Source organism: Aeromonas sp. BIGb0405 (assembly GCF_024807335.1).
Lineage (GTDB): Bacteria > Pseudomonadota > Gammaproteobacteria > Enterobacterales > Aeromonadaceae > Aeromonas > Aeromonas rivuli.
The window spans coordinates 58,100-75,527 of the sequence record NZ_JANUEP010000003.1 but is presented as its reverse complement, the minus strand read 5'-3'; the positions used below and the strand labels follow the sequence as shown (position 1 = coordinate 75,527).

At 62.3% G+C, this 17,428-nt stretch carries 13 protein-coding genes and 1 riboswitch; of the genes, 5 read left to right on the top strand and 8 right to left on the bottom strand.

What is annotated here, in order from left to right; translation table 11 throughout:
* Positions 1–48: 48 nt before the first annotated feature.
* A complete protein-coding gene (locus M2366_RS08800) occupies positions 49–384 on the top strand; it encodes a DUF3802 family protein (protein WP_224430632.1) in 336 nt (111 codons plus the stop codon).
* A 311-nt stretch (positions 385–695) separates the two neighbouring features.
* On the opposite strand, the gene msrA is transcribed toward M2366_RS08800, so the two are convergent.
* A complete protein-coding gene (msrA, locus tag M2366_RS08795) occupies positions 696–1,328 on the bottom strand; it encodes a peptide-methionine (S)-S-oxide reductase MsrA (protein WP_259269490.1) in 633 nt (210 codons plus the stop codon).
* Positions 1,329–1,614: 286 nt separating this feature from the next.
* Here msrA and argA point away from each other — a divergent pair, with 286 nt between their 5' ends.
* Together argA and lysC are read left to right on the top strand one after the other, a co-directional pair.
* Positions 1,615–2,943 (top strand): amino-acid N-acetyltransferase, encoded by a 1,329-nt coding sequence (gene argA / locus M2366_RS08790; RefSeq protein WP_042042178.1) that lies wholly within the window; start codon positions 1,615–1,617, stop codon positions 2,941–2,943.
* A gap of 109 nt (positions 2,944–3,052) precedes the next feature.
* A riboswitch (Lysine riboswitch) is annotated at positions 3,053–3,278 on the top strand.
* A gap of 88 nt (positions 3,279–3,366) precedes the next feature.
* Positions 3,367–4,719: a lysine-sensitive aspartokinase 3 gene (gene lysC / locus M2366_RS08785; RefSeq protein ID WP_259269489.1), complete on the top strand. Its 1,353-nt coding sequence runs from the start codon at positions 3,367–3,369 to the stop codon at positions 4,717–4,719.
* An 89-nt stretch (positions 4,720–4,808) separates the two neighbouring features.
* Here lysC and M2366_RS08780 read toward each other — a convergent pair whose 3' ends face one another.
* On the bottom strand, positions 4,809–5,885 hold the full coding sequence (locus M2366_RS08780; RefSeq protein WP_259269488.1) for a hypothetical protein: 1,077 nt from the start codon (positions 5,883–5,885) through the stop codon (positions 4,809–4,811).
* 253 nt (positions 5,886–6,138) lie between these two features.
* On the opposite strand from M2366_RS08780, the gene M2366_RS08775 reads away from it, so the two are divergent.
* Positions 6,139–8,400, top strand: coding sequence for an LTA synthase family protein (locus M2366_RS08775; protein ID WP_259269487.1), 2,262 nt, complete (start codon positions 6,139–6,141; stop codon positions 8,398–8,400).
* Between the two features lie 124 nt (positions 8,401–8,524).
* Here M2366_RS08775 and M2366_RS08770 read toward each other — a convergent pair whose 3' ends face one another.
* From M2366_RS08770 to ycfP, 4 genes are all read right to left on the bottom strand, one after another.
* A complete protein-coding gene (locus tag M2366_RS08770) occupies positions 8,525–9,535 on the bottom strand; it encodes a S66 peptidase family protein (protein ID WP_259269486.1) in 1,011 nt (336 codons plus the stop codon).
* Positions 9,535–9,852 carry a heavy metal-binding domain-containing protein gene (locus tag M2366_RS08765; RefSeq protein ID WP_259269485.1) on the bottom strand — a complete coding sequence of 106 codons (318 nt, stop codon included), beginning with the start codon at positions 9,850–9,852 and terminating at the stop codon, positions 9,535–9,537. Before M2366_RS08765 ends, M2366_RS08770 begins: the two co-directional genes overlap by 1 nt.
* Before the next feature lie 389 nt (positions 9,853–10,241).
* On the bottom strand, positions 10,242–11,534 hold the full coding sequence (locus M2366_RS08760) for an NAD(P)/FAD-dependent oxidoreductase (protein ID WP_259269484.1): 1,293 nt from the start codon (positions 11,532–11,534) through the stop codon (positions 10,242–10,244).
* 77 nt (positions 11,535–11,611) lie between these two features.
* Positions 11,612–12,151, bottom strand: a complete 540-nt coding sequence (ycfP, locus tag M2366_RS08755) for an alpha/beta hydrolase YcfP (RefSeq protein WP_224430640.1) — start codon at positions 12,149–12,151, stop codon at positions 11,612–11,614.
* A 177-nt stretch (positions 12,152–12,328) separates the two neighbouring features.
* Here ycfP and M2366_RS08750 point away from each other — a divergent pair, with 177 nt between their 5' ends.
* Complete coding sequence (locus M2366_RS08750; RefSeq protein WP_259269483.1) at positions 12,329–13,486, top strand: diguanylate cyclase; 1,158 nt, start codon at positions 12,329–12,331, stop codon at positions 13,484–13,486.
* A gap of 16 nt (positions 13,487–13,502) precedes the next feature.
* Here the strand turns inward: M2366_RS08750 and M2366_RS08745 are convergent, their stop codons facing one another.
* Together M2366_RS08745 and M2366_RS08740 are read right to left on the bottom strand one after the other, a co-directional pair.
* Complete coding sequence (locus M2366_RS08745; RefSeq protein WP_259269482.1) at positions 13,503–15,359, bottom strand: M3 family oligoendopeptidase; 1,857 nt, start codon at positions 15,357–15,359, stop codon at positions 13,503–13,505.
* 121 nt (positions 15,360–15,480) lie between these two features.
* A complete protein-coding gene (locus tag M2366_RS08740) occupies positions 15,481–17,259 on the bottom strand; it encodes a M3 family oligoendopeptidase (protein ID WP_259269481.1) in 1,779 nt (592 codons plus the stop codon).
* Between the last annotated feature and the right edge of the window lie 169 nt (positions 17,260–17,428).

The window sequence follows — 17,428 nt, the reverse complement described above, 5'->3', positions numbered from 1 at the left end:
CCTGGCCACTAGAATACGCCCTGATTTTTTCGATGAGGTAGAGACCCCATGGTGGTTGAGAGTGATGGCTACATAGCACTGATTGAATATCTGGTTGAACGGCTCAGCCTGTTCGAGGGCCACCAGCAGGGGCCAGGGAGCCTGACCATAGAAGATCTGGTCAGCGAGCGAGTCGCCAGCAGTCTGATGACCCTGTGCGAGCAAAACCCCCAACTCGATGCCACCTTGCGTTTCGTGATGATGCAGGAGGCCGATGCGGTGGTCGCCGATCTGGAAGAGGTGCTCTCCGCCGTCTGGCTGCAGGCCCCGACCGAGCCGCAACTTGCTTTTTTGAACGAATTTATTGACCTTATCAAGAACCTGTTCGACAGCGCCATCAACTGACCCCGACCCGCAAAGGGTGTCAAATGAAAGGGGGGTTCTGGCTCCCTCACGCGCTCTGATCTTGGAAACTGACCCGGCAAGTGGCTCGCAATGTTTTGATTGATAAGCGGAAATGAGAAGGGCCGCCCCCTGGAGGGCGGCCCCGCTTGCTATCATGGTTGGGAGGCTCATCATGTGTCTGGCATCGCGGCCATCCTTGGCTGCTATCTAGTTAGTCTACTCCTGTGGCCGCAAGTTCCTTTTTTGTTCCACTTTATTTCAACTTTTTTGCAACCCCTGATAACAAGCTCCGAAAGGAAACGTTCCTGGCATTAACGGGCCAGACTGGGGGGCAGGCAGACGCCTATGCCACCGAGGCCGCAATAGCCTTCCGGATTTTTATGCAGATATTGCTGATGATAATCCTCGGCGTAGTAGTAGGGCGCAAACGGCACTATCTGGGTGGTGATGGTGCGTGTATCACCGCTCGCCACCATGGCCTCCTGATAGGCGGACAGGCTCGCCTCGGCCAGCGCTTTTTGCTGCTCATCGGCATAGAAGATGACGGATCTGTACTGGCTGCCCACGTCCCCGCCCTGGCGCATGCCCTGGGCCGGATCATGATGCTCCCAGAACAGGCGCAGCAGATCCTGGTAGCTTATCTGCGCCGGATCGAACACCAGTTGCACCGTCTCGGCGTGCCCGGTCTGACCGCTGCACACCTCTTTATAGGTCGGATTGGGGGTATGCCCGCCCTGATAGCCAGCCGTGCTCGAATAGATGCCTGGCAGCTGCCAGAACAGGCGCTCGACTCCCCAGAAGCAACCCATGCCAAACCAGGCCCGGGCCAGGCCCTCGGGCCAGGGACCCTGGGTCGGGTGACCGTTGACCGCGTGCACCTGACCAATCACCATGGCTTCATCGCGACCCGGCAGGGCCTGGTCGGCTGACAACATCTGTTCCATCTGTTCATCCTTAAATAGCGAGGCAGGCTCGCGCCGCTGGCACGCCGCCTGTCCCTGACATCGGCAAGAGCTGTGAAGATAAGGAGTTTGCCCGTTTGGATCAACCGCCCTCGCCTCCCGGGGGCCACTCTCCTTGGCGCCCATCCTGCCCCTGTCATCTCCCTCAGGTAGACCAGCCCTGCCTCCCCATCGGCAATAAATCGCACAAAATCAATATTTAGTCTTGATTTGTGAATTTATTTTCATATATTGGGCCCATTGCTGTTTTTTTATGGATGTATCTCGAGTGCGTGAACGTGAACCCAGCCTGGTCCATGCCTTTCGGCAGTCCACCCCCTATGTCAACGTACACAGGGGCGCCACCTTTGTGCTCATGATGGGGGGCGAGTCGGTCGCTCATCCCAACTTTGCCAATATTGTCAGTGACATCGCCCTGTTGCAGACCCTCGGGATCCGCCTCGTGCTGGTGTTCGGCGCCCGCCCCCAGAACGATGAAGCCCTGGCCCGCGCCAACATAGACGCCCAGTACCACAAGCGGATCAGAGTTACCGACGATCAGAGCTTCGCCCTCATCAAGCAGGTCAGTGGCGGTATGCAATTCGACATCACCGCCAAGCTCTCCATGGGCTTGGCCAATACCCCCATGCAGGGCGCACGGATCAGCGTGGTGAGTGGCAACTTCGTCACCGCCCAGCCCCTGGGAGTCGATGACGGGGTCGACTACTACCACAGTGGCCGGGTGCGCCGCATCGACGTCGAGGGGATCGTTCGCCAACTCGATCAGCAGAACCTGGTGCTCATCTCCCCCATCGGCTGCTCGGTCACCGGCGAGAGCTTCAATCTCACCTCCGAAGAGGTGGCCCGCCGCATCGCGGTGGATCTCAAGGCCGACAAGCTGATCTGTTTCAGCTCAAGCCAGGGGGTCATGGACCGTCATGGTCAGGCCGTCTCCGAGCTCTTCCCCGAGCAGGCGGAGGAGTACCTGATTGAGCTGGAGCAGGCGGGTGAGGAGATGTCCGGCACGGCTCGCTACCTGAGAGCGGCCATCGCCTCTTGTCGCGGCGGTGTGCCCCGCTCTCACCTGGTCAGCTACCAGGAAGATGGCGCCATGCTGCAGGAGCTGTTCAGCCGCGAGGGGCTGGGCACCCAGATAGTGCGCGAGAGCGCCGAACAGGCCCGCGCCGCCACCATAGAGGACATTGGTGGCATCCTGGATCTCATACGCCCGCTGGAAGAGGACGGGATCCTGGTGCGCCGCTCCCGGGAGCAGCTGGAGATGGAGATCGACAAGTTCACCATCATAGAGCGTGACGGCCTCATCATCGGCTGCGCCGCCCTCTACTGCTTCATGGAAGAGGCCATGGCCGAGATGGCCTGCGTCGCCATCCATCCCGAGTATCGCAACTCCAACCGGGGGGATCAGCTGGTCGCCAAGGTGGCTGAGCGGGCCAAACGGCTCGGCATACGCCAGCTGTTCGTGCTGACCACCCGCTCCATCCACTGGTTCCGGGAGCGCGGTTTCGAGCCCCTGGAGGTCGAGGCCCTGCCGGTGGAGCGTCAGCGGCTCTACAACTGGCAGCGCCGCTCCAAGGTTTTGTCGAAGACTATTTTTTAAGCTGTTGATTTTGTGCTGTCTTCGATGGGAGATTGAACTTTTTTCGAAACTCGATTGACAGTGCAATCCAACGCGGGTTATTTCTAATTGCACTCCATCCCCAGCGGATGGAGCCAGAAGAGGAGCGTTGCCCAGGTAGATCGGAGCAGGACACCAGCGTCCTATGATGCCGATTGAGGGGGAGCAGCGCCGAGATGGTGCAGGAGACTGGTCTCCTCATCGTCGGCTACGGGGGCTGAATCCCCCGGGTTGTCATCGGTAGTGTTCATCCAATACCCGCACCAGACTCTGGTCGGGTACTGGATGGGTTCTACAGGTGGAGCGCTTCTGGCCGGGATCCTTCGCTATTCCTGCCATTTTCTGCCCTCCCCTGTCTATTTCCCCCACGGATCCGGATTTTTGATATTTAGACAGGAGCATGCAATGAACCCTTTCAATGTCGCCAAGTTTGGCGGAACCAGCGTCGCCAATGCCGCCGCCATGAACAACTGCGCCAACATAGTGCTGGCCAACCCGGCAACCCGCCTGGTGGTGCTGAGCGCCAGCTCCGGCGTGACCAACCTGCTGGTCGCCCTGGCCCAGGGCGAGCTCGATGAAGGGGAGCGCGAGGCGCAACTCGGCAAATTGGCCGATATCCAGCAGAGCATATTGCAAGACCTCGGCCAGCCGAGCGAAGCCTCTGCCATCATCCATGGCCTGCTCGGCGACATTCGCAAGATGGCGCTGCAAGCCACCCAGCACACCGATGCCGAGCTGGCCGATCGCCTCATCGCCTGTGGCGAACTCATGTCCACCCGCCTCTTTACCGAGCTATTGTGCCAGCGCGGCGTCAAGGCCCAGTGGCAGGATGCGCGCCAACTGCTGCGCACCGACAGCCGCTTTGGCAAGGCGAGCGTGGATCTGAATGCCAGCCGCGCCCTGTGCCAGCAAGCGCTGGCCCCTCTGCTCGGCGACACCCTCGTCATCACCCAGGGCTTTATCGGCGCCGACGGCGATGGCCGCACCACCACCCTGGGCCGGGGTGGCTCGGACTACAGCGCCGCCCTCTTTGCCGAGGCCCTGGATGCCGCCGCCATCGAGATCTGGACCGATGTTCCCGGTATCTACACCACGGATCCACGTCTGGTGACCCGCGCTCGTCCCATTCCCGAAATCAGTTTTTCAGAGGCGGCCGAGATGGCGACCTTCGGCGCCAAGGTGCTGCACCCCTCCACCCTGCAACCCGCCGTGCGCTGCGATATCCCGGTGTTTGTCGGCTCCAGCAAAGATCCCCAGGCCGGTGGCACCTGGATCCGCGCCAGCACCCAGAGCAGCCCGCTGTTTCGCGCCGTGGCCCTGCGCCGCCAGCAGGTGCTGGTCACCCTGCACAGCCTCAACATGTTCCACGCCTACGGCTTCCTAGCCGAGGTGTTCGGCATACTCGCCCGTCACCGCATCTCGGTGGATCTCATCACCACCTCTGAGGTGAGCGTGTCGCTGACCCTGGATCACACCGGCAGCCAGAGCAACGGCGAGCCCGTGCTCGGCGACAAGGTACTGGCCGAGCTGGGTCAGCTGTGCAAGGTGAAGGTAGAGACGGGGCTCGCGCTGGTGGCCCTCATCGGCAACCGGATGAGCGAGGCAACCGGGGTCGGCAGCCGGGTGTTCGACGCCATGCGCGATCACAACATCCGCATGATCTGTTATGGCGCCAGCGCCCATAACCTCTGCTTCCTGGTCAACGAGGGCGAGGCTAACCAGATAGTGAATCGCCTGCACCAGGAGCTGCTCGACTGAGCCAGCCGGGCTTGACGACAACAAGGGCGCCATCAGGCGCCCTTGTTGTTTGTGGCCAGCGCCTCAGAGGGGCGGTGTCACGCTGTGACTCACACCCGCTCAGGGGTGAGCTGCCAGCCCTTGGCCTGCTCGCGCTGGCTCGCCAGCAGGGCGAGCAGCTCACCCTGGCTCTGGTTGATCTGGGTGCCCCCGGCAAGCAGCTCCTCATAACAGTGGCCCAGGGCATGCTCCAGCCAGTCGAGGCGCTTGAGGGTGAGCGGGGTACAGCTCTGGCCACTGAGGTCGTCTTGCACGTCCAGCCAATGGCTGCGGTACATGTCCTTGAGCCAGTTGGCCGCCAGCCCCTCCTCGCTTGCCAGGGCGGTGCGCCACTCCTGCTCGAGGGCCACCAGCCGCGCGAGCACGGGCTCGCAGGCCCCCTCCCGGCCAAGGCGAGCCAGCTCCTGCTCGGCCCAGGCCAGGGTGAGGCCGCGCCAGTAGGCAAATTGCGGCAACGGATTGGCAACCCCGAGCCAGAGTCCTGACAGGGTGCGGGTCTCGAGCCTCTCCACCACATGAAACGCCGGATCGCACAGGCCATTGGAGTTGAACTCGAAGCGGGGGTCGAAGGGCCACATGTAGCCAAAATCGAACACGCTGATCTGTTGGCCATCATCGAGCAGGTTGCCCGGGCTCGGATCCCAGTCAAACCATCCCCAGCGCGCCAGCTCCCCCTGTACCGCCAGCATCTGGGCCAGATTACGCTCATTGAGGCGCTGCACAGGGTCGCCACGCAACCAGGGGGAGAGCAGTATGCCGGCCCGGGCCGATCCAAAGCTGGTGCAGACCACATGGGGCAAGAGGGTGGGGTGTTGTTCGCGCAGGGCCTCTATCTCCCGTCTGCGCTCCAGCTCGGTGAGAAAGGCGGTCTGGCCATCAATGTTGGCCACTCGCGACTCGGGAAGGCGCCGCTTGAGGCACCAGTGATGCCCCTCGACCTTGAGGTGGAACACCTGGGCGGTGAGGCCACTGTGATACACCTCAAGCACGGCGGGGTGCCCCTCGTGCAGGCTTTGCAACTGTGCGAGGGTCAGAGGGCAATCGCGCTCACGGCCGATCTGGATCTCTTCATCACGCTGCAACATCTGCAGCAATCTCGCCTGGCGTCCAACAACCTTAGGATTCATTGCAGCCTCCCCCATCGTTATTGAGAGAGTAAACAGCTCTGTGCTTGGCCCGCCAGCCCCTTCATCTGATGATGCCGCTTTCATCACAGAAAGAACCACCGCCAGCGGACCCCGATCACACAAGCGCCATCCAGGCTTCAGCATCAATTCATTTATCTGTCATTAAATTGACAAGCTGGAACAAGCCCAGCACCATCGGGTCAAAATTAAAACAAGCCAAGTCTGCCTCGCAACGCTCAAAGGATGAGCCCTTATGTCTCTCTCTCACCCCGGCCGCCATTCCCTACGGGTTTCTCTGCTGCCAGCCCTGACCCTGGCACTGCTGTTTGTGCTGCTGCTGTTTACCCTGCTGCTGCCAAAGCTGGGCCCGGCCAATCTGTTGAGCCCGGCCACGCCGCTGATACTGGGCCCGGCCGACAACCCGGTCGCCACCCTGGTGCGCCACTCCCTGCTCTACAAGAGTGACAATCGCGGTCTCTATCTGGTGGTGCACAGCCAGTGGCAACTGAGAAAGCCGTTGCAAGCCAGCGATCGGGTACTGGTCGAGCTGCTCGGCGAGCAGGGCCAGCGTATCGACCAGCTGCGCCAGCGGGCCGACAAGAGACAGAAGTGTGGCAAGCAAGGCTGCACCCTCGACATCAACAGCACGCTCAGGGCGCCGGACGATGCGCTGTCTAACCACTATCAGCTGAGGGTCGGCCTGCTGCTGGCAGACCGGGAGGAGAGCGGCGAGTTTCGCCAGATCTTGCAGCCCCTACCGGAGCAGGGCTTCAATCTCAGCTACCTGTTGATAAGCCTTGGGCTGGCCTTGCTGATCTGCGCCGCCATCTTGCGCATCTGCCTGCCCTTGCTGCGCCAGAACCTCTGGTGGCGCCTGCTCGGCTGCCTGCTGCTCGGCAACCTCACCTTCGTGTTGCTCCATGGCTTCGTGGTGTTCAGGGTCGGTGAGTTCCTGCTCTGGTCCGGCTTTCGACCCGAGCACTACTACCTGGCATGGGGCAGCATGGTGCTGGGCTGGGGGCTGTGCGCCCTTGCCGGTTTCAATCTCTACATGGGGCTGATATTCACCCTGTTATGTGCCGTGGGTCTGCTCGCCAATTTCATGAAGATTGCCATCTACGGCGTGCCCCTTGGCGGGGACGATCTCGGCAATCTGCTGGCCCTGGCGCGGATCCTCACCGAACAGCATCCCGTGCTGCCCTGGCTGACAGGCCTGGCGCTGATCGGGCTCTGCTGGTATTTCGCCCTGTCCCGCTGGGTGCTGCGCGCCCTGGCCGCCACCGTCGCCTTCTTCGCCCTGTGCGTGTTCGCAACCCAGGCGGGCAATCTGCTGCTCGGTGCCAACATCCGCTACGTGGACAGGGCGGTCAACTATCACAGAGACATCATCCGCTCAGGCCCCGGCCTCTACCTGTTCAACCTGGTCAACGAGATGCTGCAAAGCGGCAATATCTTCCGTTATCCGTTGCAGGCCAATGATCTCACCCCGCAGCTGAGCCAGCTGCCAAACCAGACGGCGCCACGCTGGGATCTGGTGATCGTGCTGCAATACGAATCCCTCTGGCTCGACTGGAAGGCCAACATCTGTGCCCCCGCCCCCACCCTCAACCTGCCCGCCAGCGTGCAGCAGTGGCAAAAAACCATTCACTCCCCCACCACGGGGGGCATGACGGTGCTGGCGGAGTTCGAGATGAATACCGGTTTGCCGGTCGGCCTGCTCAAGCAGGGCATAGTGCCTTACTACTACTTGCGTGACCGGGTGCCGGGCCTGGCCCAGACCGCCAGGGCGAGCGGTTATCGCACCCTGTTCGCCCACCCCTATACCGAGAAATTCTGGGGGCGGGAGAAGGCCATTCCTGCCCTTGGCTATGAGGAGCGCTGGTTTATCGATCGTTTCACCAGCCTGGAGCACAAGGGACTCTATGTCTCGGACCATGCCCTCATCGATCACCTGCTAAGGCGCAGCGAGCAAGACAGCCAGCCGCTGTTTGCCTATGCGGTCACCATGCAGGGCCATGGCCCCTTCGATGCGGCCCGCTATCAGGCCCAGGAACTCGACAAGGCCTGCCCGGACATGGCTCCGGCCCAGCGGCAACTGCTCAATACCTACTACACGGGGGTGGTCGATGCCATGGCTTCCCTCGAATACCTGCTCAAGGTGCTCGATGGCAGTGACAAGCGCTATCTGGTGCTCGCCTTTGGCGATCATCAGCCCTTCCTGATGTCGGCCAGCGAGGGCATTCATGGCAAGCAAGCCCCCCGGGATGCCGGCTACCAGATCCCCATGATGGCCTTCACCCGGGATGATGGCAGCATCGAACTCGAACGCCAGTTTGGCGCCGTGCGCCAGCTCTATCAGATGGGCCAGGAGACCCGGGCCCTGCTGGCCGGGGATCTCACGCCGCTGGCCGACAAGCCGCTGCTCCATCCGGTATTGGGGGAAGAGAAGGGGTTCAAGGCCGCGCCCCTGGTGCCGCAGATCCGCGAGAGCTTCCGCCCGGACAGCCTGCCCTGACGGCCAGCGCCGTTGCCAAGGGCCCCTCTCGCCGTGCTTCTTGATACCGGGCCGGGCGAGATGCATCAGACAAGAGGCCGCCCCAGGCGGCCTCTTTCTCACCTCTCCATGGGGTCAGGCGCGCTCAAGAGCACCAAGGCTCAAGCAGTCGCAACTGCTGGCGGTCAAGATCCAGCTCGGCCTGGATCCCCAGGGGCAGGGTCAACATGGGGTGGGTATGGGCACAATCAAACTCAGCCAATATGGGGAAGCTCGGCTCGCCAATCACCTCCAGCAGGATATCGAGGGGGCCCTTGCCACTGCCCTGATCGTTGAAGCCCTCGTGTTTGCCAAGCAGCAGGGCGCCAATCCGGCTGAAGACGCCACACAGCTTGAGATGGGCAAACGAGCGCTCCACCGTCTCGGCGGATTTGAGGCTGTCTTCGAGCAACAAGATGTCCCCCTGCTCGATGGCAGGCATATAGGGAGAGCCCCAGATCCCCGCCAGGGTGTTGAGGTTCCCGCCGATCAGCCTGCCCCGCACCCGGCCGCCGCCCACCGAGATCAGCCGGTTTGGCTGGCACTGCTTGGCGCGGCTCTGGTTTTCCCAATCGAGCCGCTCGTCGGTCCAGTGGGTTGGGGTCGGCAGGAGATAGGGCAAGGGACAAGCCTCGCCAACGCAGATCCCAAGGAAGGCAGCCAACGTCTCATCGACCAGGGGTGGCCACTCCCCGAAGGAGGCCACCAGTGCCGGACCGTAGAAGGTAACCAACCCTGTTTTGGCCTGAATGCCCAGCAACAGCGCCGTCACATCCGAGTAGCCGATGATTATCTTGGGATCCCGGCGCAGCGCCTCGTAATCGAGATGGGGCAGCAGAGAGTTTGAGTTGCTGCCGCCGATCACCGACATGATTGCGCGCACCTGCGGGTCGCGAATGAGGGCATTGAGCTCATCGGCCCGCGCCGCGATGGAGCCGGATCGCCAACTCTCCTGCTGACCCGTCAGGCTGCCCGCCTTGAGCACAAAACCCTGCCCCTCAAGATACTCTCTGGCCCGGGCGAAACGGGTCGGCGCCCAGGCGGTTGCCGCGCTGGAGGGCGAAAAGAAGCCGATGCACTCCCCGCGCTTGAGTCTGGGAGGAAAAAGGGGGCCCATCAGATCACCACGGCAGTGCCGCTGACGCTCACCATCAACATGCTGCCGTTCTGACCGACCACTTCATAATCGAGATCGATGCCGACCACGGCGTTCGCGCCCAGCGCCTGGGCGCGCTCTTTGAGCTCATCGAAGGCAATCTCCCGGGCCCGGGCCAGCTCTTTCTCATAGGCGCCGGAACGTCCGCCTATGATGTCGCGAATACCGGCAAACAAGTCCTTGAACACATTAGCGCCGAGGATGGCCTCGCCGACCACGATGCCGCGATACTCGCGAATGGTTTTACCTTCCAGGGTGGGGGTGGTTGAGAGGATCATGGGATCTCCTTGTAGTGGTGATCGCGCACCATGCGCAGAGCCCTCAGAGTAACAGGCCGGTATCAAAACGGCACCCCTCACCGCTTCCCATGGGCAAATCATGAACGGGCCAGAATAGAGCAAGGCCTTGATTTACCATAAAAATATGATTTTATATGCCTCATGGCATGCTCATTGGCCTCACTCAAACTCAACGAGGTCAGCACAGGTTGTGCGAAGCGCCACGCGGATCATCAAGATTGACTCAACAAGGATATGGATGAAACCACAGCGACTGCGTCTGCCCCTCAGCCTGCTGGTGACTGCCCCCAGCAACAGACAAAAAAAGGGAGAGGCCTAGCCTCTCCCTTTCTTAATCGTGCCCACTGCCATGGGCGACGTGCAATGACTCAGTGCAGCTTCAGGGTCGGTCTCAGCACCCGGTTGATGCGACCCACCAGCATGATGAGACCGGTCTTCACATAACCGTGCAGGGCGACCTGGTGCATCCGGTACAGGGAGATGTACACCAGACGGGCGATGTAGCCCTCGACCATCATGGAGCCGCGCATCAGGTTGCCCATCAGGCTGCCGACGGTGGAGAAGCGGCTCAGGGAGACCAGGGAGCCGTGATCGTGGTAGAGATAAGGCTTCATCTCGCCACCTGCCAGCTTGGCCAGGATGTTCTTGTAGGCCTGGGTTGCCATCTGGTGGGCAGACTGGGCGCGAGGCGGCACGAACTTGCCATCGGGCTGCGGACAGGCCGCACAGTCGCCGATGACGAAGATGTTCTCGTCACGGGTGGTCTGCAGGGTCTGGTGCACCACCAGCTGGTTGATGCGGTTGGTCTCAAGCCCGGCGATCTCCTTCATGAAGTCCGGCGCCTTGATGCCAGCGGCCCACACCATCAGATCCGCTTCGATAAGCTCGCCATCCTTGGTGTGCAGCCCCTCGGCCGTTGCCTCGGTGATCATGGTGCCGGTGCGCACATCCACCCCCAGCTTGACCAGCTCCTGGTGGGCTGCGCCGCTGATGCGCTCTGGCAGGGCAGGCAGTATGCGCGGGCCCGCTTCGACCAGGCTCACCTTCAGGCTGTCGGTGGTGAGGTTCTTGAAGCCATAGGCATAGAGCTGCTCCACCGCGTTGTAGAGCTCGGCGGAGAGTTCGACCCCGGTGGCGCCGCCACCGACGATGGCAATCTTGACCTTGTCCCCTTCCTTGTATTCCGTCGCGAACTGCAAGAAGCGGTTCATCATCTGATCGTGGAAGCGGTGTGCCTGGGAGGGGCTGTCCAGGAAAATGCAGTGCTCCCGGATCCCCTTGGTATTGAAGTCGTTGGACACTGAACCTATTGCCATGACCAGGATGTCGTAAGGCACTTCACGCTCATGCACCACCAGCTTGCCGTCCTCATCGTGGATGGGGGCCAGTACGATGCGCTTCTCATCACGGTTGATGGCGGTCAGGCTGCCGAGCTGGAAGTCAAAACCGTGGTTCTTGGCATGGGACTGGTAGCTCAGGGCATCGATGCCCGCATCCATGGAGCCGGTGGCCACTTCGTGCAACAGGGGTTTCCACAGGTGGGTGCGATTGCGATCCACCAGGGTTACCTGCGCCTTGTTCTTCTTGCCCAGCTTGCGGCCCAGGCTGGTCGCCAGCTCCAGTCCGCCAGCCCCGCCGCCGACGACAACGATATTGGTCATGGTGAATTTCCTCAGTCTCATTTAAAGCTAAGGGAGCCGGCGGCTCCCTTGAAGTTGAATTCCATGACGTGACTGCATCAGGCCTCTTTGAAGGCCTTCATCCGCTGCAGGTGATGAGAGATGTTCTTGAACTTGTGGCTCTCTGTCTCATCCCACACGATGTTGTAATAATTCTTCAATTCACGCTCAATGTCCGCATTATTACCCACTTCATCCTGGACGGAAAGGATGCACAGGCAATTTCCTGAGTTTTTATTACGAAATTCTGACACACATTTGGTGCCTATGTCCTGATACTCCTCAGGCCGGTCGATGCGCCCTTCCATGTTGATTTCCGGGTGCAAATTGGGGTTGAAGATGACCTGCTTGATGCCACACAGGAAACCGATCCGCTCGCTCCAGTATCCTCCCAGGCCCACGCCGCAGATGAGGGGCTTGGGATCAGAACTCATGTCGAGCTGTTTCTTCACCTCTTTGAGCAGGTGACTCATGTCGTGACGGGGATGAACGGTGCTGTAATGAACGAAGCGCACATCATCATCGATATACTGCAACTGCAGCACTTTCTCATGATTGCCAGGGCTAGTGGCATCAAAGCCATGCAGATAGATGATCATGGTAAGACCTCAGACTCTGTGTCGGTTCTATCGAAACTACCGCAGCAGGCGGGCCCCACGCCACCAAAACATGCGGCTTTCTTGCTTTGGATCACGCCGGCCATCGTCAGCTGCGTCCGACCTTCCCGTCACAACTTGCTACTCTTCAAACACAAAAAGACCACGGATGGGGTCGCTGTGAACGCCATTGCTCTGAGTTATCTGCTACTGGCGGCCCAGATGGGGCTGTATGGGATCCTCTGGTCCCTGACCGCCTGGCTGGTGCGCAGTGAGCGGCTAACCGGCCTGCTCGGCGCCGCCTACTCCCTGTGCTGGGCCGGTGCCTTGGCGCTGTTTGCCCTGCGGGGCACCCTGACCCCCTGGCTCACCTACACCGGCGCCGATGTCTTGGTGCTCTGCGGCTTCACCCTGTTGTGGGGCCGGGCTTACTGCTTCGACAGAGGCCGTTTCCCCTGGCGCCGCTGGTCACTGGTGACCCTGCTCGGCGCCTTGCTGCTCATCTGGGCCGGACCTGCCCCAGAGCACATGGACCTGCGTCTGCTGCTGCTCGCCCTCTTCTCCGGGGTCAGCGGCTTCCTGATGATCTGCTACTCGGCCCGCCCCTTGCGCCAACAGCTGGGCACGCCGCTGAGCTGGCTGATCTGCCTGCTGGGGCTGGCCGCCATCCTGGCCTGGGGAGAGCGGATCATGATGGCCCAGAGCCTGCCGATCCCGGCCCAGGATTTCGTCTACCCCTCGAGTCACAACATCCTGGCCTTGCTGGTGATCTGGCTGCTCACCATCGCCCTGCAGCTGGGGCAGTTGTTCATGGTGGTGCTGCGCAACACCCGCAAGCTCAACGACCTCTCGGTACGTGATGTCCTGACCCAGCTCCTCAACCGACGCGGCTTTGAGGCCAGATGGCGCGAGCTGCCCGCGGCATCCAGGTCGCTGCTGCTCATCGATGTGGATCACTTCAAGCAGGTCAACGATCGCCACGGTCATGATGTGGGCGACAGGGTGCTGTGCCACCTCGCCCGGCAGTTCACCGATCACATGGGGCTATCCGCCACCCTGGCCCGCATCGGCGGTGAAGAGTTCGCCATCTTGTTGCCGGGGGAGGATATCGCCAATGCCCATGGCCGCGCCGAATACCTGCGCAGCCAGATAGCCGCCACGCCACTGCCCAGCGAACAGGGCGCGCTCCATGTCACGGTCAGCATTGGGGTGGCCACCAGTCAGGGGGAGTGCCTCTTCGAGCTGCTCAAACAGGCCGATCTCGCCCTCTACCTCGCCAAGCGACGCGGTCGCAACTGCGTCGCCAGTCAGCAGGATCTGGCCGCGCAGATGAGTTGAAAGCCGGCCTCCCAGGCTATCGCGCCCCGGACATTGCAACCTCGGTGGCCCCGGACAGCTCCTGACTCAAATCGGCAAAACGGTTCACCGCCTCCTCCACCCTGTCCAGACTCTGCTGCCAGAAGGCGGTGGTGCGAATATCCAGCCCCAGATGTTCCAGCACCAGGGCCTCGGCGCTCATGCGCCCCGTGTCGCGCAGCAGGGCGCGATAGGCCTGCGCCACCCCCGCCTCCCCCCGCGCCTTGCGCGCCATCAACTGGCCATAGACCCCCAGGCTGAACAGGTAACCAAACAGATAGGGGTAGTTGTAAAAACCCAGCCCCGGGATGGCGAAGTGCCCCTTGGCGGCCCAGAACAGCGGGAAGTACTCCCCCAGACTCTGCTCGTACCAGCGCCCCCACGCCTCATCCATCAGCTCCTTGAGCCGGGCACTGCCCACATAGCCCTGGGCCCGCTCGCGCACCAGGGCTTGCTCGAAGTCGAAACGGGCCGGGATATTGAGCAAGAAGGTCGCGGCGCTGTCGGCCTCCATCCAGGCGATGGCGTCCCGATCCCCCGCCTCGGCGCGTTCAAACAGGGCGCCACGCACCAGGGTCTCGGCGAAGATGGAGGCCGTCTCCGCCAATGTCATGGGATAGGCTCGCTGGCTCATGGGCAAGTCGCGCAGCAACCAGTTGTGCCATGCATGCCCCAGCTCATGGGCCAGGGTCACCAGGTTTCTCATGCTGCCCTCATAGGTGAGGAAGACCCGGGGCTCGACGGGATCGGCAAACTTGGTGCAGTAGGCGCCGCTCTGGCGACCAGGGCTCGGCGCCGCATCAATCCAGCCGCGTTCGGCCATCATGCGGGCAAACTCCCCCATCTCGGGATCGAAGCTGGCAAAGGCCTCGGCTATCCACTCGATGGCCTGCTCAAACGGGATGCCTGGCCCCGAAGCTGCCGGTGCGGGGGCGGCCAGATCCGCAGCGCTCATCCGGTTGATGCCGAGCCGACGCCCCATCACCCCCAGCGCGCGCTGACCCAGTTCACGCCGCGCATAGGTGGCGCTCATCATGGCCTCCAGGGTCACGGGTTCGATGCGGCTCTGATGGCAGGAGAGAGCCAGGGCATCCAGGGGACGGCCGGCTTGGGCGCCGCGCTGGCGAGCCAGCTCCAGGCGCCAGCCATTGATGGCATTGAGGATGGCGGCCACCGTCTCCTGCTCTGCCTCCCAGGCGGCACTGATGGCCGCCTGGGCTTGCAGGCGCACGGCGCGATCGGCGCTGCCGAGCAGGTTGCTGGCCTGGGCCAGCCCCAGCTCGCGGTCATCGACGCGCAGCCGCAGTCGGCCCGCCAGCTCGTTGTAGAGGTTGCCCCAGGCGTGCAGACCATCGCTGCCCAGACCAATGACCAGCTGCTCCGCCGCCACCGGCAGCCGTTGATCCGCCAGGCGCCGCTCGTGGCGTAGCCGAAAGGCCTCCTCCCCCAGCAGGGGGTCTCTCATCAGCGCCTCGAAGTCGGCACCGGGCAGGGTGAGCAGCAACTGCTCCATGGGCGCCAGGGTCTTGAACAAGTCGGCATTGAGGGCGCGGGCGCGAGAGGCCTGGGTTTTGGCCAGCGGGTCCCGGCTATTCTGGCTGGCGGCACTGGCCGCCAGCACGGCGATATTCCAGCCGATGTTGCGAATGCCCTGGGCGCGCTGGCGCACCTTGCGCAGGAGTGCCAGCCGCGCCGCCGGCTCCTCGCACGCCGTCTCCAGCTCGCCCATCACATCAGCCAGCTCGATGAGACGGCTGCGAGCCTGGGCCAGATCGGCCTCCAGTTCCAGGCTATCGAGGCCGGGATAGATGTGTTGATTGTCCCAGCATTGGGGATAGACGGTATCTTGGCGCATCGATTCTCTCTTTTCAGGCTGGTTGCGGGCACACATCCGCTGGTGAAGGGGCACCCAAGCAGGGCTGCGCCGCCTCTTCAGCGGGCGCAGCCCACCCATAGGTTGGCAAGGGAGGCAGGGCTCAGATCAAGCGCTCGAAGCGCTCGACTCCCTCCTCCACGTAGTTCAGGCTCTCGTGCCAGAAGTCGGGCTCCCGGATGTCCACCCCCAGGTGTTTGGCAATGAGATCTTCGGCGCTCATCCTGCCGGTGTCGGTGAGCAGGGCGCGATAGGTCTCGGCAAAGCCGCTCCCTTCCCGCACCTTCTGGGCATAGAGACTGAGGGCAAACAGGTAGCCAAACAGATAGGGGTAGTTGTAAAAACCCACCTCGGAAATGGAAAAATGACCCTTGCTGGCCCAGAACAGATCGTCATGGCGACTGAGGCTGTCACCATACCACTGCTCCATGGCCGACTTCATCAGGCTCCTCAGCTGACTGGCCCCGACATAGCCTTCGCGGCGGGCCGCCACCAGAGACAACTCGAACTCAAAGCGTGCGGGGACATCGACCAGCAGCGAGGCGGCACTGTCGGCGTCCATCGAGGCGATGTTGCGCCGCTCGCTCACCTCCTGACTGCGCTCGAACAGGGCGTCACGCACCAGGGTTTCGGCAAACAGCGAGGCCGTCTCCGCCAGGGTCATGGGGTGGTCACGCTGCTCCAGCGGCAGGTCACGCAGCAACCAGCTGTGCCAGGCGTGGCCCAGCTCATGGGCCAGGGTCGTCAGATTATCCACTGTCCCCTCATAGGTGATGAAGACCCTGGGTTCGGCGGGATGGGCGTACTCCGTGCTGTAAGCCCCGCTGCGTCTGTGCTCGCTCGGCGCCGCATCTATCCAGCCGCGCTCGGCCATCATCAACACGAAGGCCCCCATCTCGGGGTCAAACTCGGCGAAGATCTCCGCAATCAGGGTAATGGCCTGCTCAAAACCGATCAGCTTGGGCTCGCTCACCGGCGCCGGTGCATAGAGATCCCAGGGACCATAATCGCGCAATCCCAATGCCAGTGCCTTGCCCTTGAGGGCGCGCTGACCCAGGGTGCGGCGCTCCCGCGTCACTCTCAAGAGGGTATCCAGGGTCTGGCGACTGATCTGACTCTGGTGACAGGAGAGATCCAGGGCATCGAGCTGGCGCTGCCCTCCCCGCTGGCGGGCGAGCTCCAGGCGCCAGCCGTTGATGGCATTGAGGATGGCGGCCACCGTCTCCTGTTCCTCCTCCCAGGCGGCGCGAATACCAAACCAGGCGGCCTTGCGCCGTGCCTGCTGCGGATGACTGAGCAGGTTGCTGGCCTGGGCCAGCCCCATGCACTCCCCCGCTATCTGCGGCATCAGCTTGGCAACCAGGCTGTCGTAGAGTTCGCCCCAGGCCTGCAGGCCATCCACCGCCAGCCCCTCCAGCAGCTGTTCGCAGGCCAGACCCAACTGCTGATCTTGCAGCTCACGCTGATGACGGACCTGATGCGCCAGCTCGAACAGTTCCGGATCCTGAAGCAGGGTCTCGACCAGCGCCGGCGCAGCCTCCAGCCAGAACAGGGTCACCGGTTTGGTAACCTGCGCCAGGCGCGACGAGAGACGAGTACTTCGGGATAACAGGGTCTTGGCCGCCTCGTCCTGGCCGTTGCGACTGAGCCGGTTATAGCCATAGACGCCGCTATTCCAGGCGAGTTCGGTCAGCCCTTTCGTCTGCGCGCGAATGGCGCGCAGCAGCGCACGCAGGGCGGCCGGCTCATGGCGGTGGGCCGGTTCGGCGATCAGGCACTCCAGGCGATGAAGGGCCGGTTCGGCGTCGGCAAACTGCTGGTCAATGGCCGGGCAGTCGGGGGCGGCGAAGATGTGCTCATCACGCCAGATCATGCGGTTCATAAGGCTCCTTGGTTGTGTCGCGTTGTCTGCATCCATGACAAACCTCTTCTGACGAGAGGCTGGTCAGCATGCTAGGAGAAGCCCGACCCCCTGACCATCCCCCATATATGCGCGCCACCCGCCCCTGATAGCCAGGGAACGCCAGCAAGCAGTGCGCCCCGACCAGCGG

Excerpts from the sequence above, each read along its gene's own strand:
- M2366_RS08800 (WP_224430632.1), top strand. The coding sequence starts at position 49 with ATGGTGGTTGAGAGTGATGGCTACATAGCACTGATTGAATATCTGGTT.
- msrA (WP_259269490.1), bottom strand. The coding sequence starts at position 1,328 with ATGGAACAGATGTTGTCAGCCGACCAGGCCCTGCCGGGTCGCGATGAA.
- lysC (WP_259269489.1), top strand. The coding sequence starts at position 3,367 with ATGAACCCTTTCAATGTCGCCAAGTTTGGCGGAACCAGCGTCGCCAAT.
- M2366_RS08780 (WP_259269488.1), bottom strand. The coding sequence starts at position 5,885 with ATGAATCCTAAGGTTGTTGGACGCCAGGCGAGATTGCTGCAGATGTTG.
- M2366_RS08775 (WP_259269487.1), top strand. The coding sequence starts at position 6,139 with ATGTCTCTCTCTCACCCCGGCCGCCATTCCCTACGGGTTTCTCTGCTG.
- M2366_RS08770 (WP_259269486.1), bottom strand. The coding sequence starts at position 9,535 with ATGGGCCCCCTTTTTCCTCCCAGACTCAAGCGCGGGGAGTGCATCGGC.
- M2366_RS08765 (WP_259269485.1), bottom strand. The coding sequence starts at position 9,852 with ATGATCCTCTCAACCACCCCCACCCTGGAAGGTAAAACCATTCGCGAG.
- M2366_RS08760 (WP_259269484.1), bottom strand. The coding sequence starts at position 11,534 with ATGACCAATATCGTTGTCGTCGGCGGCGGGGCTGGCGGACTGGAGCTG.
- ycfP (WP_224430640.1), bottom strand. The coding sequence starts at position 12,151 with ATGATCATCTATCTGCATGGCTTTGATGCCACTAGCCCTGGCAATCAT.
- M2366_RS08745 (WP_259269482.1), bottom strand. The coding sequence starts at position 15,359 with ATGCGCCAAGATACCGTCTATCCCCAATGCTGGGACAATCAACACATC.
- M2366_RS08740 (WP_259269481.1), bottom strand. The coding sequence starts at position 17,259 with ATGAACCGCATGATCTGGCGTGATGAGCACATCTTCGCCGCCCCCGAC.